Source organism: Alcanivorax nanhaiticus, assembly GCF_000756665.1.
Classification (GTDB): Bacteria; Pseudomonadota; Gammaproteobacteria; order Pseudomonadales; family Alcanivoracaceae; genus Alcanivorax; species Alcanivorax nanhaiticus.
Genome location: NZ_ARXV01000007.1, coordinates 85931 through 109845, shown reverse-complemented (window position 1 = coordinate 109845; position 23915 = coordinate 85931). Strand labels below are relative to the sequence as shown.

At 58.4% G+C, this 23915-nt stretch carries 23 protein-coding genes; 19 read left to right on the top strand and 4 right to left on the bottom strand.

Annotated features, from left to right (window positions below):
* Positions 1 to 48 precede the first annotated feature (48 nt).
* Genes rsmD through Y5S_RS10325 form a run of 3 tightly spaced genes read right to left on the bottom strand, consistent with a single transcriptional unit; the run spans position 49 to position 3477 of the window.
* Positions 49 to 636 carry a 16S rRNA (guanine(966)-N(2))-methyltransferase RsmD gene (gene rsmD / locus Y5S_RS10335; protein WP_035232778.1) on the bottom strand — a complete coding sequence of 196 codons (588 nt, stop codon included), beginning with the start codon at positions 634 to 636 and terminating at the stop codon, positions 49 to 51.
* Positions 623 to 2152 (bottom strand): M16 family metallopeptidase, encoded by a 1530-nt coding sequence (locus tag Y5S_RS10330; RefSeq protein WP_231552666.1) that lies wholly within the window; start codon positions 2150 to 2152, stop codon positions 623 to 625. The genes rsmD and Y5S_RS10330 overlap by 14 nt, the downstream gene beginning before the upstream one ends.
* Entirely contained in the window at positions 2149 to 3477 is a 1329-nt protein-coding gene (locus tag Y5S_RS10325; protein WP_052041523.1) for a M16 family metallopeptidase, read from the bottom strand. Before Y5S_RS10325 ends, Y5S_RS10330 begins: the two co-directional genes overlap by 4 nt.
* 299 nt (positions 3478 to 3776) lie before the next feature.
* On the opposite strand from Y5S_RS10325, the gene ftsY reads away from it, so the two are divergent.
* From ftsY to Y5S_RS10255, 15 genes are all read left to right on the top strand, one after another.
* The gene (gene ftsY, locus Y5S_RS10320; protein WP_035232776.1) at positions 3777 to 4952 is read left to right on the top strand and encodes a signal recognition particle-docking protein FtsY; all 1176 of its coding nucleotides are present in this window, start codon (positions 3777 to 3779) and stop codon (positions 4950 to 4952) included.
* Positions 4953 to 5095: 143 nt separating this feature from the next.
* The gene (ftsE, locus tag Y5S_RS10315) at positions 5096 to 5779 is read left to right on the top strand and encodes a cell division ATP-binding protein FtsE (protein ID WP_035232775.1); all 684 of its coding nucleotides are present in this window, start codon (positions 5096 to 5098) and stop codon (positions 5777 to 5779) included.
* Entirely contained in the window at positions 5769 to 6782 is a 1014-nt protein-coding gene (gene ftsX, locus Y5S_RS10310) for a permease-like cell division protein FtsX (RefSeq protein WP_197055132.1), read from the top strand. Before ftsE ends, ftsX begins: the two co-directional genes overlap by 11 nt.
* Positions 6783 to 7115: 333 nt before the next feature.
* A complete protein-coding gene (gene rpoH / locus Y5S_RS10305) occupies positions 7116 to 7979 on the top strand; it encodes an RNA polymerase sigma factor RpoH (protein WP_035232773.1) in 864 nt (287 codons plus the stop codon).
* A 339-nt stretch (positions 7980 to 8318) separates the two neighbouring features.
* Positions 8319 to 8687 (top strand): DUF423 domain-containing protein, encoded by a 369-nt coding sequence (locus Y5S_RS10300; protein WP_035232772.1) that lies wholly within the window; start codon positions 8319 to 8321, stop codon positions 8685 to 8687.
* 8 nt (positions 8688 to 8695) lie between these two features.
* A complete protein-coding gene (thiS, locus tag Y5S_RS10295) occupies positions 8696 to 8893 on the top strand; it encodes a sulfur carrier protein ThiS (RefSeq protein WP_035232771.1) in 198 nt (65 codons plus the stop codon).
* A gap of 66 nt (positions 8894 to 8959) precedes the next feature.
* Positions 8960 to 9739, top strand: a complete 780-nt coding sequence (locus Y5S_RS10290; protein ID WP_035232770.1) for a thiazole synthase — start codon at positions 8960 to 8962, stop codon at positions 9737 to 9739.
* Between the two features lie 426 nt (positions 9740 to 10165).
* Positions 10166 to 10885: a tRNA (guanosine(46)-N7)-methyltransferase TrmB gene (gene trmB / locus Y5S_RS10285; protein WP_035232769.1), complete on the top strand. Its 720-nt coding sequence runs from the start codon at positions 10166 to 10168 to the stop codon at positions 10883 to 10885.
* Positions 10886 to 11025: 140 nt separating this feature from the next.
* The gene (locus Y5S_RS19710) at positions 11026 to 11196 is read left to right on the top strand and encodes a hypothetical protein (protein WP_156107713.1); all 171 of its coding nucleotides are present in this window, start codon (positions 11026 to 11028) and stop codon (positions 11194 to 11196) included.
* 63 nt (positions 11197 to 11259) lie between these two features.
* A complete protein-coding gene (locus Y5S_RS10280; RefSeq protein ID WP_035232768.1) occupies positions 11260 to 12996 on the top strand; it encodes an ABC transporter ATP-binding protein in 1737 nt (578 codons plus the stop codon).
* Positions 12986 to 16114, top strand: coding sequence for a type 2 lanthipeptide synthetase LanM (lanM, locus tag Y5S_RS10275; protein WP_035232767.1), 3129 nt, complete (start codon positions 12986 to 12988; stop codon positions 16112 to 16114). The genes Y5S_RS10280 and lanM overlap by 11 nt, the downstream gene beginning before the upstream one ends.
* An 11-nt stretch (positions 16115 to 16125) precedes the next feature.
* Positions 16126 to 16809, top strand: a complete 684-nt coding sequence (locus Y5S_RS10270; protein WP_035232766.1) for a sulfotransferase family protein — start codon at positions 16126 to 16128, stop codon at positions 16807 to 16809.
* Positions 16806 to 17546 carry a phytanoyl-CoA dioxygenase family protein gene (locus Y5S_RS10265; protein ID WP_035232765.1) on the top strand — a complete coding sequence of 247 codons (741 nt, stop codon included), beginning with the start codon at positions 16806 to 16808 and terminating at the stop codon, positions 17544 to 17546. Before Y5S_RS10270 ends, Y5S_RS10265 begins: the two co-directional genes overlap by 4 nt.
* On the top strand, positions 17543 to 18220 hold the full coding sequence (locus tag Y5S_RS19150) for a CatB-related O-acetyltransferase (protein ID WP_052041522.1): 678 nt from the start codon (positions 17543 to 17545) through the stop codon (positions 18218 to 18220). Before Y5S_RS10265 ends, Y5S_RS19150 begins: the two co-directional genes overlap by 4 nt.
* 7 nt (positions 18221 to 18227) lie before the next feature.
* Positions 18228 to 19013 (top strand): hypothetical protein, encoded by a 786-nt coding sequence (locus Y5S_RS10255; RefSeq protein WP_035232764.1) that lies wholly within the window; start codon positions 18228 to 18230, stop codon positions 19011 to 19013.
* 19 nt (positions 19014 to 19032) lie between these two features.
* Here Y5S_RS10255 and Y5S_RS10250 read toward each other — a convergent pair whose 3' ends face one another.
* A complete protein-coding gene (locus Y5S_RS10250) occupies positions 19033 to 20334 on the bottom strand; it encodes an MFS transporter (RefSeq protein WP_035232763.1) in 1302 nt (433 codons plus the stop codon).
* A gap of 89 nt (positions 20335 to 20423) precedes the next feature.
* On the opposite strand from Y5S_RS10250, the gene Y5S_RS10245 reads away from it, so the two are divergent.
* From Y5S_RS10245 to rdgB, 4 genes are all read left to right on the top strand, one after another.
* Positions 20424 to 20939, top strand: coding sequence for a hypothetical protein (locus Y5S_RS10245; RefSeq protein WP_035232762.1), 516 nt, complete (start codon positions 20424 to 20426; stop codon positions 20937 to 20939).
* Positions 20940 to 21025: 86 nt separating this feature from the next.
* Complete coding sequence (gene metX / locus Y5S_RS10240) at positions 21026 to 22204, top strand: homoserine O-succinyltransferase MetX (RefSeq protein WP_035232761.1); 1179 nt, start codon at positions 21026 to 21028, stop codon at positions 22202 to 22204.
* The gene (gene metW, locus Y5S_RS10235) at positions 22197 to 22787 is read left to right on the top strand and encodes a methionine biosynthesis protein MetW (protein ID WP_035232760.1); all 591 of its coding nucleotides are present in this window, start codon (positions 22197 to 22199) and stop codon (positions 22785 to 22787) included. The genes metX and metW overlap by 8 nt, the downstream gene beginning before the upstream one ends.
* Before the next feature lie 411 nt (positions 22788 to 23198).
* Positions 23199 to 23849, top strand: a complete 651-nt coding sequence (rdgB, locus tag Y5S_RS10230; protein ID WP_052041521.1) for an RdgB/HAM1 family non-canonical purine NTP pyrophosphatase — start codon at positions 23199 to 23201, stop codon at positions 23847 to 23849.
* Positions 23850 to 23915: the final 66 nt, after the last annotated feature.

Here is a 23915-nt window from a genome sequence, read left to right as displayed (position 1 = left end):
GCCCGAAAAACGCCGAACCGTTGCCAATAATGGATGAATTACCTTCGGCTAGCGCCGAAACAGGCGGGCATGAATCTCACCGGCCAGCTTCTCCCGATGCAACTGCCAGTTATCCGGTACCGCTGGGACCGCCCCCTGACGACGGGACTCCACATAGATCCAGGCCTCATCCGACAACCAGCCACGGGCTTCAAGGTCGGCACAGGCCGGCTCCGCCAGCCCCAGGTCGTAAGGCGGATCCACAAACACCAAATCAAAGGGGTCAGCAGGCTGCTGCAGCCATCGCAGGGCATCTTCCGTCTGCACAACCAGACGCTCACCGAACAGCGGCTGCAATTGCCGCTGCAAATCCGCTGCACGATCCCTTTTCTTCTCGATCAATACCGCTTGCGCGGCCCCGCGACTGAGTGCTTCGGCACCCAGCACGCCGGAACCGGCGAACAGATCCAGCACCCGCAAGCCGGGCAGCTCAAACTGCAGCCAGTTGAACAGGGTCTCGCGCAACCGATCCGAGGACGGCCGCAGATCGCCACCATGATCCACAAACTGCAGCCGTAGCCCTCGCTGCTCTCCGCCGATAATGCGCACCTGGCCTTTACTGACAGGGCTGTTTGTCCGGCCCTTATTCTTCGCCACGGCTTGCCTCGTTAGCGACCGTCACCGCCCCGCTATCCTCACCTCCCTCCGCAGGCAAATCTGCCACCGGCACAATCTCAGGTGCTTGCGGACCGATGCTGACGATAGCCAGATTGCCGGCGTCGAGAGTGCGCTGGAAGGCCAGACGAATATCTTCGGCTGTCACCTCACGGACCTGCTGACTGAACTGTTGCAGGTAATCCAGCGGCAAATCGTAGAAGCCAATGGCCCCCAGCTGGCCAATGATGTCACTGTTATCAGCCGTGCCCAGTGCAAAACTGCCAAGGATGCTGGTTTTGGCTTCCTCAAGCTGCGTATCCGTGGGGCCCTGCTGCACAAACTGGTCAATCAGTGACAGGGTCAGGCTAAGCGCCTGATCCGCGTTCTCGCTGGCAGTTTTGAAAGAGACCTTGAACGGCCCGCCTGATGCCATGGCAGAAAAGCCACTGCCAATGCCGTACACGTAGCCGCGCTTCTGGCGCACCTCATCGGTCAGAATGGAGGCGAAGCCGCCACCGCCCAGCACCATATTGCCCACATACAGGGCCACATGATCCGGGTTGCCGCGCCAGGTGCTTTGATTGCCCAGCAAGATGCTGGTCTGGGCAGACGGGAAGGTAATGTGCTCTCGCTGACGCTGCTCCAGAGGCCGGGCGCGATCCAGCTTTGCGGCACCGGGGCCGGCCGGCAAGGCCTGGCTGATCTGGCTGGCGATGGCCTCGGCCTGCTGCCGATCGACTGCCCCCACCATGGCAATCACCGCATTCCCTGCAGCATAGTAGGTCTGATAGAACTGCTGCAGCTGGCTTCTCTGGATCGGCGGCAGGCTCTCCAGGGCGCCCCCGCTGGCCCCACCGTAGGGATGCCCTTTGTACAGCGTTGCCATGAACGCTTTTTCTACCTGCGGGCCAGGCACCTGCTGCTGCATGCGCAGCCCTTGCAGCATCTGGGTACGAATCCGCTCCAGCGCCTCTTGCGGGAAAGACGGCGTACCGATTACCTGACCAAACAGCGCCAGCACCGGATCACGAAACTCCGGATCGGATAACGTGCGCAGGCTGATAATCCCCATGTCACGGTAGCTACTGGAGGAAAACGCTGCACCACGATCTTCAAAACCACGGGCAATATCATCCACATTCAGGTTGTCTGCCCCTTCACCCAGCAACGCACTGGTCAGGGACGCCAGCCCCTCCACGCCATCATCACGGGCACTGCCCGCATCCATGACCAGACGGATATCCAGCATGGGCAGCGCATCGCTGGGCACAAACAACACCTTTGCCCCTTCTGCGGTCTGCCAGGACTGAATATCCAGTACCGGTGCCCCCGGCTCACTGGCCGCCACCTGCGCTTCAGTGGTGGGAAAATCTGCCGAGGGTTTCAGCGAGGCACAGGCGCCCAGCAACACCACAGACACCACTGTGACTGCACGAATCAACAACCCGCTACACCACATCACGCCTTGCGTTGCGCTGTGCTTTTCGAAACTCGTTACTCGCAACTCGCGACTCATTTTTCTTCCCCCTGCTCCGGCTGCACATGACCCACTGCCAACCGCTCCGGCACCAGCCATTCCTGCGCCACTCGCTGCACATCTTCCGCTGTCACCTTTGACAACTCTTCAGCAAACCGTTCTGACAAGTCCAGATCCAGGCCGAGGGTGCTGAGCGTACCCAGCTCCATGGCCTGCCCCATAACGGAATCTTTCTCATAAACCTGGCTAGCCAGCACGCCTGCACGCACACGTGCCATTTCAGCCTCGCTGGGCAAGGTGGTCTGAAGTTTTTCTATCTGTTCGCGAAGCCCTGCCTCCACTTGATCCAGGGTGACACCCGGATTCGGCGCGGCCTGAATCGTAAAGGTGCCATTACCACGCTGAATCCCGCTGTAGGACGCTCCTGCACCGGCAACCAGCTTCTGCCCACGCACCAGATCCGTTTCGATACGCGCGCTCATACCGCCATCCAGCACACCCGCCAGCATGGTCAGGGCGTAGAAATCCCGCTTGTCTTCTGCAGTCACCAGGGACGGTACGTTGTACATCATGAACAGGGTAGGGACCTTCACCGGCAAGGCCAGATCCAGGCGACGCTCTCCGGCGGGAGGGTTGATCGTCTGTCGGGGGCGTGGCGGCGTGTGGCCTGCCGGCAATTCGGCAAAGAAACGCTCCACCAGAGGCTCGACCTGCTCACGGGTCACATCGCCAGCGATCACCAGCGTCGCATTGCCCGGCACATAAAAGCGCTGGAACCAGCTACGCGCCTGCTCCGGCTGCAACTGAGCCAGTAACGAACGCCAACCGATCACCGGGTGGGCGTAACCCGTGCCAGGACGGGCAATCGCCTGAAATTTTTCCCATGCCAGCGCGGTGGGACTGTCATCGGTACGCATGCGGCGCTCTTCCAGCACCACCTGCAACTCTCGATGAAACTCCTCATCCTCGATCTTGAGGTTGGCCAGTCGATCCGCCTCCAACTCCAGCGCCAGCGGCAACCGGGACACTTCATACTGCTGGTAATAGCCGGTGTAGTCATAACTGGTAAAGGCATTAGAGAGGCCACCATAGCGGGCCACCAGCTTGGAAAAATCCCCCGGCCCCAACCGCTCGGTTCCCTTGAACATCATGTGCTCCAGCACATGGGCAAGGCCGGTTTCATAGGGCGCCTCATCGATACTGCCGGCCTTGAACCACACCATGACCGTGACCACGGGAGCGCGATGATCCTCGCGCACCAGCACCTTGAGACCGTTATCCAGGGTAAAACTGTGGGTCGGCAACGCCGCCCCGGCCACACCCGCCCACAGGGCCAGCAGAGAGCCCAACATCCATTTTTTCATCTTGTATCCCATCGTTATACGCGCCAGCAAAAGCCTGAGCAGCCCCCGGAAAACACCATCAAGGCAGCCCCTCCCTTTACCTTTTGGCCCCGGAGGGGGCGAGCCAGCCTGAAAGACTGGGCATGCAAGGAGTTATTCAGAGGCTCCCTAAGTGTTAGGATAGCCACCCCGCTCGCCCGGCGAGCGGCCAACCTGCAAGCAGGCGCCCTTTTCTTTTTGCCGGCATAGCATACCTGCACTTGCAGCCCGATTGTTGAGGAAGGGATGACGTTTCCCTTCACCAGTGGATACGACTGATCATGAGCGACGAAGTTTCCCGCGACGACGATAACAACCCGCAGGAACCGAAAAAAACCGGTTTCTGGAAGCGTATGTTTGTGGGGGTAGAGGAAGAAACCACCCCGGAGAATCCGCAGACCAGCGAACCCGCCACGGTCACAGAGCCACCCGCTGCGGTCGAACCGCCGCCGGCCCCTGAAGCCACTCCGGCACCCGCCCCCGCAGAAACCGCGCCGGTGGCAGCCACCCCTGAGAACAATGACGATGGTGGCAACTTCTGGACCCGCATGAAGCAGGGCATGAGCAAGACTCGCAAGGGCCTGGGCAAGGGGCTTGCAGATCTTCTGGTGGGTGCCAAGGAAATCGATGACGAGATTTTCGAAGAAATCGAGACCCAGCTACTGGTAGCCGATGTGGGCGTGGAAGCCACTGACGTGATTATTGAGGCGCTCACCGACCAGGTCAGCCGTGAAGAGCTGGTGGACGCCGACGCTCTGTACGAGTCACTGCAGAATGAATTGCGCAAACTGCTGGTGCCAGTGGACCAGCCGCTGGAAATCGACGCCAACAAGAAGCCTTACGTGATTCTGATGGTAGGCGTAAACGGGGTCGGCAAGACCACCACCATCGGCAAGCTGGCCTGCCGCTTCAAGGCCGAAGGCAAGAACGTGATGCTGGCTGCCGGCGACACTTTCCGCGCTGCGGCAGTAGAGCAGCTGCAGGTGTGGGGCGAGCGCAACGACATTCCCGTGGTCGCCCAGCATACCGGTGCGGACTCAGCCTCGGTGGTCTATGACGCGGTGCAGGCAGCCCAGTCCCGCAACGCCGACGTGCTGATCGCCGACACCGCCGGCCGTCTGCACACCCGCGGCAACCTGATGGACGAACTGACCAAGGTCACCCGGGTGATGAAGAAACTGATCCCGGATGCCCCCCACGAAGTCCTGCTGGTACTGGACGCCGGCACCGGCCAGAATGCTATCCAGCAAGCCGAGCAGTTCCGTGATGCCGCCGGCGTGACAGGGTTGGCACTCACCAAGCTCGACGGCACCGCCAAAGGCGGTATCCTGTTTGCCTTGGCCAAACGTACTGGTTTGCCGATTCGTTTTATCGGTGTAGGGGAACGCCTGGAAGACCTGCGACCATTCCACGCAGAAGAATTCGTCCAGGCGCTGTTTGAAGATGTGACGGGGTAAAACCAGTTTCGAGTGACGAGTGACGAGTTGCGAAGAGCGAAAATCCTTTGCCTTTCGAGACTTTCAACTCGCTACTCGAAACTAAAGCGGTTGCCCCCCTGCCACGCCCAGAATAAACACGACGTTCTTGCACAAGGACTTCCATGATTCAGTTCGACCGGGTCAGCAAACGCTACCCGAATGGCAAAGACGCACTCAGCAAGGTGAGCTTTACCCTCCCTGCCGGGCAGCTCACTTTTCTCACCGGACACTCCGGGGCGGGCAAGTCGACCCTGTTGAAACTGATCATGATGATCGAACGCCCCACCCAGGGGCAGGTGTTCGTGGACAACCAGAACCTGAACGGCTTTGGCAATCGTCATATCCCCCTGCTGCGCCGCAAGATCGGCATGGTGCATCAGAATCACCAACTGCTGTTCGACCGCAGCGTGTTCGAGAACGTCGCCCTGCCGCTGATCATTGCCGGTTATTCCCGCGCCGATATAGGCAAACGGGTGCGTGCCGCGCTGGACAAGGTCGGCCTGCTGGAAAAAGAGAATCTCAACCCGATCATGCTCTCCGGCGGGGAACAGCAACGCGTGGGGATTGCCCGTGCCGTGGTCAACAAGCCGCCGCTGCTGCTGGCCGACGAACCCACCGGCAACCTGGACCCGGCCCTGTCCGAGGAAATCATGGACCTGTTCCAGGATTTCGCCCGTGTCGGCGTGGCCGTCCTGATTGCCACCCATGACCTGAGCCTGATCGCCCGCTACAACCACCGTCTGCTGACCCTGCGCGAAGGGCGCTTGATTCACGATGGCGATGAAGGGGAAATGCATGGCTCGTAACGCGACCCCAATCAAACCTCAGCGTCAGAGAACAGAGAAACCCCGCCGGGTCGCAGGTGCCCAGAGCGCCAACACCTCCCTGGCGGATCGCTTCCGCAGCTGGCGAGCCCATCACCGCGATTCATTCCGGGATGCACTGCAGCGGCTTAATGCCAGTCGTGCCAGCAGCGCCATGACCATTCTGGTGATTGCCATCGCCCTGTCATTACCTGCTGGCCTGGCGGTGCTGCTGGACAATGCCCGGGCTATCACCCGTGGCTGGGATGGCAATGCACACCTTTCTGTATTCCTGGAAATGGAGGTCAGTGAACAGCGCCAGCAGGAACTCGCCCGCGAATGGCTGAAGATTGATCATATTGAAAGCACCAAGGTCATTACCCGCCAGCAGGCCCTTGAAGAGTTTCAGGCCCTTTCCGGTTTCGGTGACGTACTCCAGGCCTTACCGGATAACCCGTTACCGCCACTGATCGTGGTATTCCCGGACAGTACCGACCCGGTCACGTTGCGTGCGCTGGAAAATCGCCTGGCAGGGCAAGATCAGGTGGATCTGGTACAACTGGATGTGGAATGGGTGCGTCGTCTGCATGCCTTGATCGAACTGGGTGAACGCCTGATTTCCGCCCTGACGCTGGCGCTGGCCGCGGCCGTGGTACTGGTAGTGGTCAACACCATTCGCCTGGGCATCGAAAGTCGCCGGGATGAAATCATGGTGGTGAAGATTGTCGGTGGCACCGACGGTTTCGTACGCCGCCCCTTCTTGTACACCGGCTTCAGCTACGGTTTTGCTGGCGGTCTGGTCGCCGTGATCCTGGTGCAGAGCGCTCTGTGGTGGCTGGGGGGGCCCATTGATGAATTGCTCAGCCTCTATAATAGTGATGACTCACTTACTTCCATGGCCGCATCCAGCCTGATCATCATGCCGTTATTCAGTGGCACACTGGGGCTGCTGGGCGCTTGGCTTGCTGTCGGGCGGCACTTGGGCGAGATCGAGCCGAATTTCTAACGGCAGTAGCGAGTTGCGAGTAACGAGTTTCGAAAGACAAACCTCTTAATCTGCGGGGTTTGCGATTTTCGAAACTCGTTACTCGCAACTCGTATTGTCAGCCCCTCTTGTTGCGGAACTTACCCTGCCCCGGGAACTCATATCTGGTGACTGCCCGCAGTCGATTCTGCAGCCCGGTTCACAGCCTGTTCACCAAACCCCGCTATGCTCGGTATACCCATCAAATGAGTCGATTAAAGGGAACTTTTCTGCCTATTAGCACTCTATGAATTCGAGTGCTAATATCGAGTACAGAATGGAATTACAGATGGTCTTCACGAGGAGACATTGCGCATGACTAACCCTTCAAACCCCGCACAGGCGCTCACTCTGGCGGTACCAGGCAATGACCTGGATGCCTACATGCGAGCCGTTAATGCCGTGCCGGTGCTCAGCGCAGACGACGAACAACAGCTGGCCGAGCGCCTCTACTACGAACAGGATCTGGATGCTGCCCGGAATCTGGTACTGGCCCATCTTCGCTTCGTGGTACACATCGCCCGCAGCTACAGCGGCTATGGCCTGCCCCTGGGTGATCTGGTGCAGGAAGGTAATGTAGGGCTGATGAAAGCGGTCAAACGTTTCGACCCTACCAAGGGCGTACGCCTGGTGAGCTTCGCAGTGCACTGGATCAAGGCCGAGATTCACGAGTACGTAATCAAGAACTGGCGCATCGTGAAAGTGGCTACCACCAAGGCCCAGCGCAAGCTGTTCTTTAATCTGCGCGGCCAGAAGAAACGTCTGGGCCGGCTGACGCTGGAAGAAGCACAGCGGGTAGCGGACGATCTGGGTGTCACCGCCGAACAGGTGAAGGAAATGGAAGGTCGTCTGGGCGCTTATGACGCCAGCTTTGACGGCCCCGCCAACGATGACGAAGACAGCACCGTAGTATCTCCTGCTGCGTACCTGCACAGCGACAACAGCGACCCCGCTGACCTGATCGCCGAACAGGATCAGCAAGATCGGGAAACTCGCCAGCTGGGCTCCGCGCTGATGGCACTGGACGACCGCAGCCGTGACATCCTGGAACGCCGCTGGCTGGCGGACCAGAAGTCCACCCTGCAGGAACTGGCTGACGAGTATGGTGTGTCTGCCGAGCGCATTCGTCAGCTGGAAAACAACGCCATCAAGAAGCTGCGCAACGCCATGGCGGCATAACCAACGCCGCAAGCAACAGGCAACAAATAAAAAGCCCCTCCTGGAGGGGCTTTTTTGCGTCGGCAAAGCACTCGCTATACCCCGCTGTGAGAGCGAGCCTGGGCGAGGTAATCCGTTTCGAGTCACGAGAAGCGAGTTTCGAAAACCAACACATCCAACCCGGAAAGGTTTTGCCTTTGACTTTCGAAACTCGCTTCTCGTACCTCGCCACAGCCCCCCACTGCTCCCCCCCGGAAAACCAGTCCCCTGTCGCAACGAAGGTACCCCGCACCCCTGATATTCCGGTACACTGTGCAACCCGAGGCGGCACCTGTTCTGACCGCCACTGCGGAGCCCTGAATGAAAATCCTGCTTGTTCTTGGCGCCATCAACGGCGCGCTGGCCGTGATCCTAGGCGCCTTTGGTGCCCATGGCCTGAAAGCCCGTGTGGATGAATCCCTGCTGGCCACCTGGGCCACCGCCAGTGAATATCACTTCTACCATGCGCTTGCCCTGTTACTCACCGGCTTGCTGGCCAAGACATTCGGTGCTTCCAGCATGATCGCCGCCGGCTGGGTGATATTTGCTGGCATGCTGGTATTCAGTGGTAGCCTGTACATACTGGTACTCAGCGGACAGAAGTGGCTTGGCGCCATTACCCCGCTGGGCGGTACTGCCCTGATCATTGGCTGGCTGATGCTGGCCTGGTCCCTTTTCAAACACGCTTGATCAAGATCATGAAACTCACCGTAAATGGCGATACGCTCACCCTGACCGGCACCACCGTTGCCGATCTGGTGGCCCAGCTGGAACTCACCGGCCGCCGTCTGGCAGTAGAAGTGAATCGGGAGATCATCCCCAAGAGCCAGCATGGCGACTTCACCCTGAACGACAATGACGTGGTGGAAATTGTCCACGCCATCGGTGGAGGCTGATTGCCCCGGTCTGCTCTACCGTTACTGAAAGACTGTTAACCACCCACCGAATTGATAGAGGCCAGAATGTCCGATCTGCTCACCATTGCCGGAAAAACCTACTCCTCCCGCCTGCTGATCGGCACCGGCAAGTACAAGGATTTTGACGAAACCCGCGACGCCATCGAAACCAGCGGCGCAGAGATTGTCACCGTGGCCATTCGCCGTACCAATATTGGCCAGAACGCCGGCGAACCCAACCTGCTGGATTACATAACCCCGGACAAGTACACCATCCTGCCCAACACCGCCGGATGTTACACGGCCGAAGAAGCCGTGCGCTGCTGCAAGCTGGCCCGGGAACTGCTGGATGGTCATGACCTGGTAAAACTGGAAGTGCTGGGTGACCAGAAAACCCTGTACCCGCACATTCCCCACACCCTCACCGCTGCCCGCGAACTGATCGACGACGGCTTCAAGGTGATGGTTTACACCAACGACGACCCCATCGTGGCAAAAGAACTGGAAGACATGGGCTGCGTTGCGGTGATGCCGCTGGGTTCCCTGATCGGTTCCGGTCTGGGCATCCTCAACCCGCACAACATCCGCCTGATCATGGAAGAAGCCCAGGTGCCGATCATCGTCGACGCCGGCGTGGGCACCGCCTCCGATGCCGCCATCGCCATGGAAATGGGCTGTGACGGGGTACTGCTTAACTCCGCCGTGGCTCATGCCCAGAAACCGGTTCTGATGGCCTCCGCCATGAAGAAAGCCATCGAAGCCGGCCGCGAATCCTTCCTCGCCGGCCGCATGCCGCGCAAGGCCTACGCCTCAGCCTCTTCACCGCTGGACGGGCTGAGCAGATAAAAGACGCCTGACGAGTTACGAGTTACGAGTTACAAATATCAAAATCCAAACCAGGCTCCACAAGGCTGGTTGCCTTTCGAAACTCGTGTCTCGCAACTCGCTTCTTGCCCTTACTGTCGCTCGGATCGCTTGCCGCCAAGCTGCCACAGCAACCTCTTGATCCGGCCTTCCGCACAGCGGCAAAAAAAAGGCACTGCCGGGGGAGGTCAGTGCCAGGGGTAAGTATTGGGGAAGAGTGATCTTCCATGAAAAGTATCAGGCCCACCCAATGAACAGCGCGTGAACAGGCCTTTTGTGCGCTTTCTGCTACAATCGCGACCCAATACCTGAGTACTCCGCAGTGCGGAGTACTGGTCTAGACAGCGGTTTCATGGTCCGTCTCCATGGCTGCGAGCCTTCCACTTTCAACATGTAGCTGAATTTCCCATGCTCGATTTCATCAAACAGGACAAGGACCCGGAAACCGGCAAGGTCATGCGCAAAGTCCGCAGCTTTGTGCTGCGCGAAGGTCGCCTGACCACCGGACAGCGCAACGCCCTGGACACACTCTGGCCCACCTTTGGACTGGAGCGGGATCAGGGCATGCTGGATCCGCAAACGGTTTTCGGTCGCGATGCAGAGCGGGTACTGGAAATCGGTTACGGCATGGGCCAATCCCTGGCAGCCATGGCCAAGGCAGATCCGGACAAGGATTTTATCGGTATCGAGGTCCACCGACCCGGAGTCGGGGCATTACTGATGGAGATAGAACAACAGGGGCTCTCCAACCTGCGCAGTTATTGTGATGATGCAGTAGAAATTCTCGAGCTATGCATCCCGGATAACAGCCTGTCGCGGGTGCAGTTGTATTTTCCTGATCCCTGGCACAAGAAGAAGCACCACAAACGTCGCATTGTTCAACCCGCCTGGGTAGAACGGGTACGCCAGAAACTGCAACCGGGTGGCATTCTGCACATGGCGACTGATTGGGAAAACTATGCCGAGCACATGATGGAGATCATGCAGGACGCGGAGGGCTTCACCAATCAGGCGGGCACCGGCCAATTTTCTCCGCGTCCGGCCTGGCGGCCCGAGACCAAATTCGAACGTCGCGGCGAAAAACTGGGGCACGGCGTCTGGGATTTGTTGTTTGAAAAGCGGCTTTAACCCGATGAGCGGGCCATATACCCCATATTGGGTATTGCCGCCCCAAGGATCGGCTGGTATCAATTAGGCAGTACTGAAATGGGAACAACTTCACACTTCGGTATACAAAATCCAGCATTTATTACTGAAAGGGAACGACAATGATCGAATTCAAAGACGACATCGAAGCCGAACTGAACTCCGCCAAAGCCATCGACGAGCAGGCTGAGCAAACCGTAGACAGCAAACTGCTGGAAAGCGTTTTCACCCCGGTAATGGGCAGCGAAAATGCTTACTGCAAAAACCAGTCTCGCAATATCGCTTGTAACTAAGCAATTGTCTGACGACCAGCAGGCACCCTTTCCGGGTGCCTGCTTGTTTTCTGCCAACGGCCCATGCTCGCCTATCGCCTGATCAGGGAAACCCTGCAATCCCATCTTGCGGCTTCCGCATCCACGCTGTCACTGCTAGGCGTATCCCGTGTCATTCAGGCCTGTATTCCCATTTTGTTTGCCACCCTTGTGGCACGATTTGAACAGCAGCAAGGCACAGATGTGGCTTTGTGGCTGCTGGCCGGTTATGTCCTGGCCTCATTATTCGTGGTGGTTGCAGACGAGGCTCGCCTTGTCCTTTTCCTGCCCTTGATACAACGCACCCAGCAACGCTTCCTGAGCCTGGCGCTCACCGCCTTGCATGCCAAGACCAACGGATTTCATTCCCGTCATGCCTCGCCGAAACTGACCCAGATGATGACCCGCGCCGCGTGGAGCCTGGAGTCCCTGAGCAGCGTGGCGCTATTCAACCTCCTACCCAATGCCCTGTTCTGCCTGATCGCCGCCATTGTGCTGGGCGTGACCCAAAGCCTGGCCTTCGCCGCTATTCTGATCCTCACACTGTTTGTCTATGTGCGCTTCACCATCCACATGGCGCAAAAGCAGAAAACGCTCTACGCAAACCGGATCAGAACCGATAACGATGTCCATGCCGTGATCGGCGACAGCCTCGCCAACTATGAAGTAGTGCAGCAGTTCGATAACGCGGCCAGCGAACGCCAGCGACTTGAAGACAGGCAGTCCCTGATGCATCGCGACTGGCAGCTGCAGCAACGGCACCTGTCCCGGAGCAAGGTCATCCAGTCCCTCATTGTCCATACCGGGCTGGGGATGATGCTTTACCTGACAGTGCGGGACATACAGGCCAATCAGGCTGGCGTCGCGGACCTGGTAATGGTCAACATGTACATGCTTCAGGTATTCACCCCACTGCAGGCCGTAGGGCTGCTGTACACCGCCTTCATCCAGTCCCGCTCGGATATCCAGAATCTTGAGGAATTGGGCCTTGAGCCAGCTCGGGAAAGCGAGAGCACAACCGCAGCGCCCCGCACCCGCCTTTCCCTGGATCAGGTCTGCGTGGTGAGTCCGGAAGGAGAGACCCTGCTCGATGCTGTAAGCCTGGATATCCCGGTGGGCAGCACCGTTGCCATTATCGGCCAGAGCGGTGCCGGCAAGTCCATGCTGATGAAAGTGCTGGGCGGACTGATTCGCCCTGATGCAGGCACACTACGCTATGACGGCGAACCGGTGGATGAGGCCAGCAGGCAGCATCACACCCTCTACGTGTCGCAGCGCACGGGCATTTTTGATGACACCCTGGACTACAACATCCGCTTTGCGGACGCCGACTGCAGCGCAGACAGACTCAGTGAGGCCGTTCAGGCCAGCCAGCTGGAACCGGTGATCGCCCAGCGGGAAACAGGACTGGCTACGCCCTGTGGCGAAGGAGGAGAACTCCTTTCCGGCGGGGAGCGCCAGCGGGTAGCCCTCGCCAGAGCATGGTTAAGCCACAAACCCATCCTGATTCTGGATGAAGCCACCTCCCAACTGGATCGTCTTAATGAAAGCCTGATCCTGGAGAACGTGCACCAGCGTCATGCCAGCATCACCCGTTTTATCATTACCCACCGACTGGACAGCATCGTCAGTGCGGACTGGATCATCCTGCTGGAACGAGGCCGTCTGGTAGCTCAGGGCTCCCATGACACCCTGATGGAACAATCCACCCTTTACCGAACCCTGCGCGATAATCAGGAACACCCTGCTTCGCCCTCCGGAAGCCGGACGCATGCAATCTGATACCTTCAAGCACACCCTTGCCGCCCGTTCCTTGTCTCTTGCTGACCATCTCTCCGGGGAGTTCCTGCACCCGACATCTGGCGAGGCAGCAATGCAAATCGCACAGCGACGCCTGACCCGGTGGAAGGAGGTGCTTAATCGTTTCCAGCCAGACAGCCTGCACAAGCGTCTGGCATGGGATCACATTGCACTGGATGAGCCCACACTGCTGGAGCGTCTACGCCCCGGCACCCTCAAGGAGAACGCCCCCCTTCCCGCCTGGCTGGACACTGCCTGGGCGCTGCAACACTGCCTGCAACAGGGAACAACCTCATCCGACAACCAGGGCTACCTGCAGCGCGATGACCCCATTCCGTTCGAACACCTTTTTGTCCCCCTGATTGCGCAGCAGAATGCCCAACTCGTGCAGGAATGCCCGGAGTGGACGGCACAGCTTTCGGAAGGTGCCCGGAACACCTTGTGCCGGGATTTGCTCAGTCGCCTGTCCGCAGTGCTGGGTCGCTGTCTTGAGCATGAATTTTCCCTGTTCCGGGTAAGTCAGCAGCAGGGTTCCGGCACCGACGGCAATGCCCTTTACCAGACGTTCATCCAGAATCTGGTCAACGGTGACATCGCACCGTTTTTGCTCAAGTACGCCTACGCCACCCGGCTGGCCAGCCTGAGTCTGACTCAATGGCAATGTGCCCAACGTCGCTTTGCCAGACACCTGTCAGAAGACAGGGCGGCACTGGCCAGCCAGTTTGGCCTGCCGAAAACCGGCCCGGTCTGCGCGGTCAGCACCGGCCTGTCGGACCGACACCATGGTGGCCTGACCGTGATCCGCACCGAATTTGCCGATGGCAACACGGTTTACTACAAGCCCCGCGGCATGGCACTGGAAAGTCGCGCCGCCGATCTGATGAGCCTGCTGGACCCTGGTCTGAAATCCATGGTGCCCGCCGTGTTAAGTCGTGACGATCATGGCTGGGCCAAAGAGGTGGTGGCCAACCCGGGCGACCCGGAACCCTATTACCACCAGGCAGGCAAAGTGGTTTTTGCGGCCTGGGTGTTTGCCGGCACAGATCTGCATGATGAAAATGTCTTGCCGTCATCACAGGGCCCGGTGGTGATTGATGCCGAAATGCTCGCCTCTCCCCTGCCGCTTTTCGAGAATGGCCCGGCAGCAGGCAAACCAGGGAAAAGCCTCTACAACCGGGCAGAGGACAACACTGTCCTGCGCTCATCATTGCTGCCCAGCTGGGAATCCTACGGCAACGATACGCTTGTCCAGATCAGCGGCATGTCCGCTGGCAAACAGTACCAAACCGGCCTGAAGACCTCAGGGTGGAGCCAGATCAACACCGACAGGATGGCTCTGAAATCCGAGTGGGTCTGCGTCGAAAATGCCACCCAGATCGCCTCACTGCCCGAGCCCTCGGACTATACCAACGCCGTTATTGAGGGCTTCCAGTCACTGGTAGATCCTGCCCGCGCCCTCGCCGCCCAACCCGCCTGGCACAACGCTCTCGCCACACAGCTTGCCGATTGCGAGGTCCGCTTTCTGGTTCGGGATACCAGCCTGTACACCTCACTGGAATACGCCATCCGTCATCCTCGCCATTCGCTGACCACCCTGGATGCCGAGATTGAGCAGGAGTGTCTGGCGTCGACCTTCCTGAGTCATGACACCTGTCCGCATGTGTGGCCGTTTCTGGAGGAAGAGAAGCGCGCGTTGCAGCAAGGCGATGTACCCCACTTTACCGCCAGGGCCGACAGCACAGACTGGGTATCCCCTGACGGTGACACCGTTGCCATTTTTTCCAGTTCCGGCCTGGACACGATCCGCGAGCGTTTTGCCGAGCTCGATGACAGCAATATTGCCTTCCAGCTCGGATTGATCCGCACCAGCCTGTTCACCACCAGAGAGCCCTCCCCATCACTGAACCGTACGGCAGGCATCACTGATGCGCCGCTACAGGCCGCTACCCGCATCGGCGATATGCTGTTGCAGATGGCATGGTCAGAAGGGGAAGCAGGGCAACTCAACTGGGCTGCCCCGCAATCACAAGGTCCCAATACGCCGCGCACGGTGCGCAAGCTTGGCTACAGTATGTATAACGGCCTGGCCGGCCTTGGCCTGTTTTTCGCGGCGCTTGCCAGAAACACAGGGGCCGAGCGTTTTCTGGATGCCAGCAAGAGCAGCTTCGCCCATCTGCAAACACTGGCCGGCGACTGGCACCACGAAATCGATGACCAGCACGGCGCCTGCCTGGGACGCAGCTCGGTTCTGTTTACGCTTGATCACGCGTCCAGGCTCACTGAAGACACCGCCTTGATCCAGATCCGGGATACCCTCCTGACCCCGCTACTCGACGGCACCGTCAAACCGAACCAGGCCAACGATATGGACTGGATTGCCGGTGTCGCGGGCCGCAGCGCAGCCCTGGATCGCTGGCTCACGAATCAGGACCGACAACATAGCGCGCAGAGCCTGCTCCAACACTTTGTCGCCTACGATCAGCCTTCTCTGCTGGCGGGGTGGCCATCCACCCCCTCAGCGCAACCTGCCGACTTCCAGAGCGGTGCCGGGCACGGTATTGCCGGCCCCATGTTGCGCCTGTGCCAACTGGCAAGCCAGGACAGCAGCATCCGTGACGACGCCACCATCAAAGCGACACTGGAAACCTGTCGCCGTTTTCTGCAATCACTCTGGGTGGCTGACAAGAGCAACTGGCGCATCGCCGCCGCCCCGGAATCCAGGTCCGACATCGACGGCTGGGCCCATGGGCCATATGGCATCGTTCTCGCCCTGCAGGCACATGAGGCGCTTTATGGCAGCACCAACCCACAGCGGGAGGCAGTGATCGAGCGCCTGTACCAACGCGACCTGATGCAGTGGGATCACCTTCCCATGGGTAACTGCGGACTGATCGAGCTGTGGCTGAATCTGGGTAAAGCCGAGCAGGCCGCCGCCCTGGCCCAGAGGATGCTGGACAGACAACGCTCAATACAGCGCTGGGCAATCCCCGGGGGAGAGCTGATGAAACCGGGCATGATGACGGGTCTGGCCGGTATCGGTTATACCCTGCTAAGGCTGGAAAGCGGTGAGCAGCTTCCCTCACTGCTGACCATGCAATAAGGTAACGGCCCATGCAGGACTATCTGACTTATTCCCCTGACCAGCTACTGGTATCCATCCACATTCCCAAATGTGGCGGCACCAGTTTCACCCGCTGCCTGGAAAGCTACTTCAACGACCGGCTGCACCTGCACTATCCAGACGAACCGGACAATCCCGGCCCCCCGGAAAAAACCGCATTAACAGAAAACGCCTGCGTGCATGGCCACTTCTTCCATCATCGCTGGCCCATCGGCGCACTGGATTATTATCCCGATGCCCGTCAGTTCATTACCCTGCTGCGTGATCCGTTCGAAATGACCCTGTCCGGCTATTACTTCCAACGTCGCCTGGGCGACCTTGGTGACGTTCCCGTCACCCGGTATCTGGATGAACAACTGCAATCCCATCGGCTACTCAATTTCCTTGGGCTTCCCTTTGACCTGTGGAAAAGCACTAGCGCTGAAATCCAGCAGTGGCTCAGCCAACGTTTTCTGTTCATTGGCATTACCGAACGATTTGAAGAATCCGTGCAATTGTTAAGCCGCAAGCTGAACCGCCCCATGCCCGCCATCACCGTGGAAAATGCCAGCCCGCGCACTGATGACGATCTGGACATGAGCGCCTATCGGCAAGCCTTTCAGCAGCGCTATTCTCGCGAATATGCCCTGTACCACTACGCCAACCAGAGACTGACACAGGAGCTGGAGGGATGAAGATCAATCTGGATCAGGCCACCGAACATTTGCGACGCGATGGCGTCGTCATCTTTCCCGGCCTGTATGCTGATCAGTGTGAACCCCTGATGCAGGAACACAAACGCTGTTTTTCAGCGCCCCTCAAAGGTGCTGAACTGGCACCGCCCATGGAGGGAGAGCAGATCCTGCCGGCCCGAGCCGTTGACCTGCCGGAAAACGGATTGCACACCCTGCATCAATGCCTCTTCGCAAACTGGTTTCATGAGCTTGGCAGTCGTTATTTTCGCAGCCCCATCGCCAGCAACCAGTTTGCCTCCATCTGCTACGACACCCCCAAACGTCACCTGGATGGCCCCGGTAATCATCACACCCACTGGGACCCAACCCTGTCACTGCGACTGATGATTCTGATCTCCGACGCCAGCGTAGAAAATGGTGCCATCGAAGTGAAACGCGGCACCCATTACCGCAACCATGCAACACGGCTGCAGCTCTGGGAAAACCACATCGAGTATCAGGATCCTTGCCCCTGTGCTGGAGAAGAACTGCCCTTCACCCCCATTGAAGGACGGGCCGGCACTGCCATCGTTTTCGATGTGTCGCTGACTCACCGCAAGGGCATCGTTGGCCCCGGACAGGATCGCCGCGTTGCGTTTTCTCACGTTCATTCGCCACTGGCGCAATACCAGCAGGCTGGCCAGTCTCTGGCAGACGTTCCAGCCTCCCTGCATTGGCCACATGGAACTCCCCTATGATTACTGACGAACAAAAACTGAATCGGCTGAAACAACTGGCCAGCTTCGCGGACTGGCTGCACCCGGAAGAATTATCGCTCTCTGCCTTTGGTGGCAATCATCAGCATGCCTGTTTTCTGGAACACGAAAGCGTGATCAGCGATACCTTCCAGCCATTCAACCTGTTGATGGGCCGCAACAGCTATTACCAGTGCAGCACCCAGATGCCCAGCAATCTTGTCGTCGGGCGAAGCACTTCCATCAGCGCTCTGGCCACTCTTGGCTCTGTGAGCCATAACGTTAATCAGCTCACCACCGGCATGCTGAATCTGAAAGAGGAGATGGGTGGCGAGATGACCGCCGAGGAAATCTATCAGAGCGGCGTCTATCCCACTGTCATCGGCAGCGACGTGTGGATTGGACACAATGTGGTCGTCCTGCAAGGCGTCTGTGTTGGCCATGGGGCCTGCATTGCTGCAGGCGCTATCGTGACCGAGAACGTACCGCCATTCGCCATTGTCGGCGGCGTGCCGGCCAAGGTAATCAAATACCGTTTCGATGAGGCCACTCGCCATGCACTATTGGCCAGCCGCTGGTGGGAATTACCACAAGATATTACCCGCACCCTGCCCCGAAATGATGTCGCCGCCGCCATCGCTATCGCCAATGACTACTGGAAAACGTCGAGCAGGTAACCGGCCCATGCACACTGAACAACAGCGATTTCTCCAGGCCATTCGTGACAGCGAAGTGATTCACGCCCCGTTTCCCCATGCGTCTATTGATGGGGGCCTCTCCGGGGCGTTCCTGCAAACACTATACGCACACCTCCCCGCACCGCAGGAGTTCAACGATGAGGGTTATGGACTAAAGACTTTCCAGATATGGGATGAAAGCGAGGAACTACTCAACTGGCGACCCGCTGAGCGCCACTTCTGGCAGGACTGCAATGCGGCACTGTTCAGTGAAGAGGTGGCTGAGGCTATCCACACGCTCTTCAGACCGGCCATGGAAAACCTCTATCGCGACCTGTTTTCCAGCCCGGAATCACAGCTCGCCAAAGTGGAGCTACAGCCCTGGTCTACCAGTGGCGCTCTCAACATCCGCGCACCCGGCAACTGCCTGCCCACGCACATGGACTGGCCCAACCGGCTGTACAGCCTGATTCTGTATCTGGACCCGGATCAGCATTTTCAGGAAGACTGGGGAACCCGGCTATTCCATGGCCCAAAGATCTGCGGCCCGCAGGGGGTGGAGGTGATGGCCAAACGGGCCAGGGATCATGTCCGCGATTGCACCGCTGAGGCCTCCACATTGGTGCCGTTCAAACCTGGCAGGGTCACCATTTTCATGAACACGCCCTGGTCCTATCACGGTGCCAATGTGGCGGCCAATGCCGCCGGATCACGCTGGTGCCTGGTCAAAGGCATCAACATGACACTGGCCGCCACCGAACAGCTTTTTGGGCTTCCTCCAGAACTCCGCTAACAAACGACCAGACGGCGACTCAGACATCATCCAGCAACAGCGCACTAACGACCCCAGTTGCCGCCAGCACACCCAGCACCAGCAATGCCCAGTCATTGCCCAGCGTTGCCACCGCCGCGCTAAATGCCCCTACCACCAACAGCAGCACGCCAATGACCGTATTGCTCACCGACGTATAGTCGGTTCGTTTGGTCCCGCCGGCCATATCCACCAGATAGGTTTTACGTCCAATGCGAATCCCCGCATGGGCAATGGCAAGTACGAAATAGGCCACCGGGAATAGCCAATGCAGCCAGGACACTTCCGGTGCCCACAGGGCAAACGCACCGGCAAGCATGCAGATCATCGCTGCCAGCCCCCCGCCCCGAATCATCACGTTGCGGCTTGAGGTATCCGCCATATATCCCCAGAAGGTAGCGCTCACGGTACTGGCCAGGCTGGAAGCAAGAACAAAGCTACCCAGCAGCAAAGGCAATGAGGATTGATCCTGTGCCAGCAGTACCAGAAACGGCGAAGCCAAAGATGACGACATCAGTAATGCGCGAGTAACCACAAAGCGGCGAAAAGGCACATCGGTTTTCAGCAGACGCAAACTGGCCAACGCCTCGCGGAACGCATTATGGCCACCCTCGCTGGCCCCGGGGTATTCATCCACCGTGAGAAACACCCAGGCAGCCGCGAGCCAGGCCACTCCCGCTCCTGCCAAAAGCGCAGTGTAAAATGCCCGACCGGGATCTGCATCGCCATGGAAGATCAGTAACGACAGCGCGAAGGTGATCCCCCCTGAGAGCGTCGCAGACAGTCCGGTCAAACGCCCCCGGCGGGCTTTGGGAATGCATTTGCCCTGCACGTCCTTCATGGCCACGGAACAGAAGCCCCGGCTGATACTGAACAGGATCAACAGGCCAATAATCGCCATACCCGCCTGCATCCCTTCCAGCCACCACACAGCCACGGCCATGCCCAGTACTGCCACCCCCTGTAACGCGGCCCCCAACACCCAAAACCCTTTTCGCACGGGATAGCGACGCACCCATGCCCCAATCATCAGCTGCGGGATAAGCGAGCCCGATTCGCGAATGGGAACCAAAAACCCGACCAACCAGGCGGGAGCCCCCACTGCCGTGATCAACCAGGCAAGCACCGTCTTCGGATTGATGAGCAGGTCGCCCATCTTGGTGAGCGCATTGGCAGTAATGATCCGGAAAAAATTGCCGGGGACTTCTCGACAGGCTTCCTCGCTAATGTCCTTGCAGGTACGGGCATCCTCATCGTTAGCCACCTGAGCGTACAACCGGTCCAGTAATTCACGATTTGCCATCTTTCACCTGTTGCTGATCATGTTTTGATCAATTCTTCACTTGTCCACGCCTAGCGTGATGGCATCTATTACGAAGGAGGGAATCGCGTATGTACAGGATCTACTATCTCGTCCCCACTCTTCAGCAGGTACGCAATGCTATTGGCCGACTTGACGATGCCGGCTTTGGCGGAGACCGGGTGCATGTCATGGCCCGTGATAACGGCGAACTGGAACGCCTCGGAATCAATAGTACTACCCCCTGGGAAGATACCGATCTGATGGCGGATGGTTACAGCGGTGCGACCCGTGGTTTCATGATTGGCCTGATTGCAGGCTATGCCGTGGCGTTTGCAGATCCCTGGGGTACTGATGCCCATTTGGGCATCTGGGCGCTCACCGCGCTTTTCTTTACCTGCTTTGGTGCCTGGGTTGGCGGCTTGCGGGGTATTTCTCACCCCAATCACCACCTGCTGCCCTATATCCGGTCGGTAAGAAGTGGCAACTACCTGCTTATTATCGATGTAGACCGGAAGGTACAACGCAATCAGGTCCATCGTGCACTGGATGACTACATCGATATCCGCCAGCACCACGAAGAAGCCGACTACAGCCCGCTAACCTGAGATAACACCACCTTCTCGCCGGTGGCCGATTGCACGGCCACCGGACGGGCTTTAGACTTTGCGGCAACAGACGCAAGCGAGTCATCATGCCGCAACAGATTCCTGCCGATTCCGTCGGACTGGTCGAGCCGAAAAACCATCATTTCGATACTCCACTCGAACTGGAGTGCGGGCGCACGCTGCCGGCCTACGACCTGGTGTACGAAACCTATGGCACCTTGAACAGCAATGCTTCCAATGCAGTGCTGATCTGTCATGCCCTGTCCGGTCATCACCACGCTGCCGGCTACCACAGTATGGCCGACAAGCGTCCCGGCTGGTGGGATACCTGTATTGGCCCTGGAAAGGTCATCGATACCAACCGTTTCTTCGTGGTGTGCCTGAACAATCTGGGCGGTTGCCATGGCTCCTCCGGCCCGTCCTCCATCAATCCGGAGACGGGACAGCCCTGGGGCCCGGATTTCCCCATGATGACCATCAAGGACTGGGTCAACAGCCAGGTCCGGCTGGCCGATGTACTGGGCATCCAGCGCTGGGCGGCTGTGATTGGCGGCAGCATGGGTGGTATGCAGGCCCTGCAATGGTCAATCGATTATCCCGAGCGGCTCAGCCATTGCGTGGTGATTGCGGCGGCGCCCAAACTGTCGGCACAGAATATTGCCTTCAATGAAGTGGCCCGCCAGTCGATCCTGACCGATCCGAATTTCCATGGTGGTCGCTATTACCTCCACGATACCTACCCTCGTCAGGGCCTGATTCTGGCGCGCATGGTCGGACATATCACTTATCTCAGTGACGACGCCATGCGCATGAAGTTCGGCCGCGACCTGCGTGCCGGGCGCTTTCATTACGGGTTTGACGTTGAATTCCAGGTAGAGTCCTACCTGCGCCATCAGGGCGAGGTGTTTTCGCGCAACTTCGACGCCAACACCTACCTGCTGATGACCAAGGCGCTGGATTACTTCGATCCGGCCCGGGAATTCGAAGACAACCTGGAAACCGCGCTGGCCCAGCCCAGCTGCAAGTTCCTGGTCATGTCCTTCACCTCGGATTGGCGCTTTGCGCCGGAGCGCAGCCGCGAAATTGTTGACGGCCTGGTACATGCCGGCCGCGACGTGAGCTATGCGGAAATCGACACCCCCAAGGGGCATGACGCCTTCCTGCTGGATATCCCTGAATACGTAAAGCTGTTCGGTGCCTATATGCATCGGGTCGCCAATGAAGTGGAGAACAGCATCAACAGTGTGGAGAACACCAATGCGTGATGACCTGCAACTGATCAGCGACTGGATTCCACAAGGTGCCACCCTGCTCGATCTGGGCTGCGGTGACGGCACCCTGCTGGCCTGGCTGGGCGAGCACAAGCAAACCCGTGGCTATGGCCTGGAGATCAATCAGGACAACCTGGCCGCCTGCTTTGAGAAAGGCGTCAATGTACTGGAACAGGATCTCGATGCCGGCCTTGGCAATTTTCAGGATGGCCGATTTGATTATGTGGTGATGACCCAGGCACTGCAGGCCGTTCTGCGCCCCGACCAGATCCTTAACGAAATGGTGCGGGTCGGCCGTGAGGCCATTATCACCTTCCCGAATTTCGGCCACTGGTGGGTAAGAAGCTACCTGGCACTGAGGGGCCGCATGCCGGTATCTTCCACATTGCCCTACGAATGGTACAACACCCCCAACATCCACTTGTGTACCGTGCAGGACTTCGAAACCCACTGCTACAAACACAATGTGCGCATCCTTGAACGTCAGGTAATCAACCGTCACCACCGCAGCGGCTTCCTCGCCAAACTGTGGCCAAACCTGTTCGGGGAGATCGCAATCTACCGGGTCAAAGCATAACGACAGCTACGAGCTACGAGCTACGAGCTACGAGCTACGAGCTACGAGCTACGAGCTACGAGCTACGAGCTACGAGCTACGAGCTACGAGCTACGAGCTACGAGCTACGAGCTACGAGCTACGAGCTACGAGCTACGAGCTACGAGCTACGAGCTACGAGCTACGAGCTACGAGCTACGAGCTACGAGCTACGAGCTACGAGCTACGAGCTACGAGCTACGAGCTACGAGCTACGAGCTACGAGCTACGAGCTACGAGCTACGAGCTACGAGCTACGAGCTACGAGCTACGAGCTACGAGCTACGAGCTAAACAGTTAGACAACGAAGAGTCGGGAATTTGAGTTCCCGATTTCTGTTTTCCTCGTAGCTCGTAGCTCGACGCTCGCAGCTCACGACGTCAGGAGTTACCCATGGAAAAAATCGTCCTTGCCTCCGGCAACAAGAAAAAACTCGCTGAACTGCAGAACCTGTTAATGCCGCTGAATATCGAAGTGGTAGCCCAGAGCGAGTTTGACGTACCGGAAGCGGATGAGACCGGCACCACTTTTGTGGAGAACGCCATCATCAAGGCTCGCAACGCCTGCAAGCACACAGGCCTGCCTGCCATTGCGGATGATTCCGGTATTCAGGTTTCCGCCCTGAGAGGCGCTCCCGGCGTGTTTTCTGCCCGCTTTGCCGGTGTGGATGCCAGCGATGACAAGAACAACAAGCTATTGGTTGAACTGCTCTCCGACATGCCCGACGTGAATCGTGATGCCCGCTACGTGGCCGTACTGGTGCTCATGCAGCACGAGGACGACGCCACGCCCATCATTTGCCAGGGCACCTGGGAAGGAGAAATTGTGCTGGAACCGCAAGGTGATCAAGGCTTCGGTTACGACCCCCACTTCCTGGTACCGGAAAAAGGCTGCACCGCCGCCCAACTCCCCCCTCAAGAAAAGAACGCCATCAGTCACCGAGGCAAGGCAATGGCGGTGCTATTGGAGCAGTTGAACAGTGAACAGCGCCATCAGTCACCGAGGCAAGGCAATGGCGGTGCTATTGGAGCAGTTGAACAGTGAACAGTTGAACAGTGAACAGTGAACAGTGAAGGCTGCCCGGCCGGCATATCACGTCAAGAATCTTGC

Excerpts from the sequence above, each read along its gene's own strand:
- Y5S_RS10330 (WP_231552666.1), bottom strand. The coding sequence starts at position 2,152 with ATGAGTCGCGAGTTGCGAGTAACGAGTTTCGAAAAGCACAGCGCAACG.
- Y5S_RS10325 (WP_052041523.1), bottom strand. The coding sequence starts at position 3,477 with ATGAAAAAATGGATGTTGGGCTCTCTGCTGGCCCTGTGGGCGGGTGTG.
- ftsY (WP_035232776.1), top strand. The coding sequence starts at position 3,777 with ATGAGCGACGAAGTTTCCCGCGACGACGATAACAACCCGCAGGAACCG.
- ftsE (WP_035232775.1), top strand. The coding sequence starts at position 5,096 with ATGATTCAGTTCGACCGGGTCAGCAAACGCTACCCGAATGGCAAAGAC.
- ftsX (WP_197055132.1), top strand. The coding sequence starts at position 5,769 with ATGGCTCGTAACGCGACCCCAATCAAACCTCAGCGTCAGAGAACAGAG.
- rpoH (WP_035232773.1), top strand. The coding sequence starts at position 7,116 with ATGACTAACCCTTCAAACCCCGCACAGGCGCTCACTCTGGCGGTACCA.
- Y5S_RS10300 (WP_035232772.1), top strand. The coding sequence starts at position 8,319 with ATGAAAATCCTGCTTGTTCTTGGCGCCATCAACGGCGCGCTGGCCGTG.
- thiS (WP_035232771.1), top strand. The coding sequence starts at position 8,696 with ATGAAACTCACCGTAAATGGCGATACGCTCACCCTGACCGGCACCACC.
- Y5S_RS10290 (WP_035232770.1), top strand. The coding sequence starts at position 8,960 with ATGTCCGATCTGCTCACCATTGCCGGAAAAACCTACTCCTCCCGCCTG.
- trmB (WP_035232769.1), top strand. The coding sequence starts at position 10,166 with ATGCTCGATTTCATCAAACAGGACAAGGACCCGGAAACCGGCAAGGTC.
- Y5S_RS19710 (WP_156107713.1), top strand. The coding sequence starts at position 11,026 with ATGATCGAATTCAAAGACGACATCGAAGCCGAACTGAACTCCGCCAAA.
- Y5S_RS10280 (WP_035232768.1), top strand. The coding sequence starts at position 11,260 with ATGCTCGCCTATCGCCTGATCAGGGAAACCCTGCAATCCCATCTTGCG.
- lanM (WP_035232767.1), top strand. The coding sequence starts at position 12,986 with ATGCAATCTGATACCTTCAAGCACACCCTTGCCGCCCGTTCCTTGTCT.
- Y5S_RS10270 (WP_035232766.1), top strand. The coding sequence starts at position 16,126 with ATGCAGGACTATCTGACTTATTCCCCTGACCAGCTACTGGTATCCATC.
- Y5S_RS10265 (WP_035232765.1), top strand. The coding sequence starts at position 16,806 with ATGAAGATCAATCTGGATCAGGCCACCGAACATTTGCGACGCGATGGC.
- Y5S_RS19150 (WP_052041522.1), top strand. The coding sequence starts at position 17,543 with ATGATTACTGACGAACAAAAACTGAATCGGCTGAAACAACTGGCCAGC.
- Y5S_RS10255 (WP_035232764.1), top strand. The coding sequence starts at position 18,228 with ATGCACACTGAACAACAGCGATTTCTCCAGGCCATTCGTGACAGCGAA.
- Y5S_RS10250 (WP_035232763.1), bottom strand. The coding sequence starts at position 20,334 with ATGGCAAATCGTGAATTACTGGACCGGTTGTACGCTCAGGTGGCTAAC.
- Y5S_RS10245 (WP_035232762.1), top strand. The coding sequence starts at position 20,424 with ATGTACAGGATCTACTATCTCGTCCCCACTCTTCAGCAGGTACGCAAT.
- metX (WP_035232761.1), top strand. The coding sequence starts at position 21,026 with ATGCCGCAACAGATTCCTGCCGATTCCGTCGGACTGGTCGAGCCGAAA.
- metW (WP_035232760.1), top strand. The coding sequence starts at position 22,197 with ATGCGTGATGACCTGCAACTGATCAGCGACTGGATTCCACAAGGTGCC.
- rdgB (WP_052041521.1), top strand. The coding sequence starts at position 23,199 with ATGGAAAAAATCGTCCTTGCCTCCGGCAACAAGAAAAAACTCGCTGAA.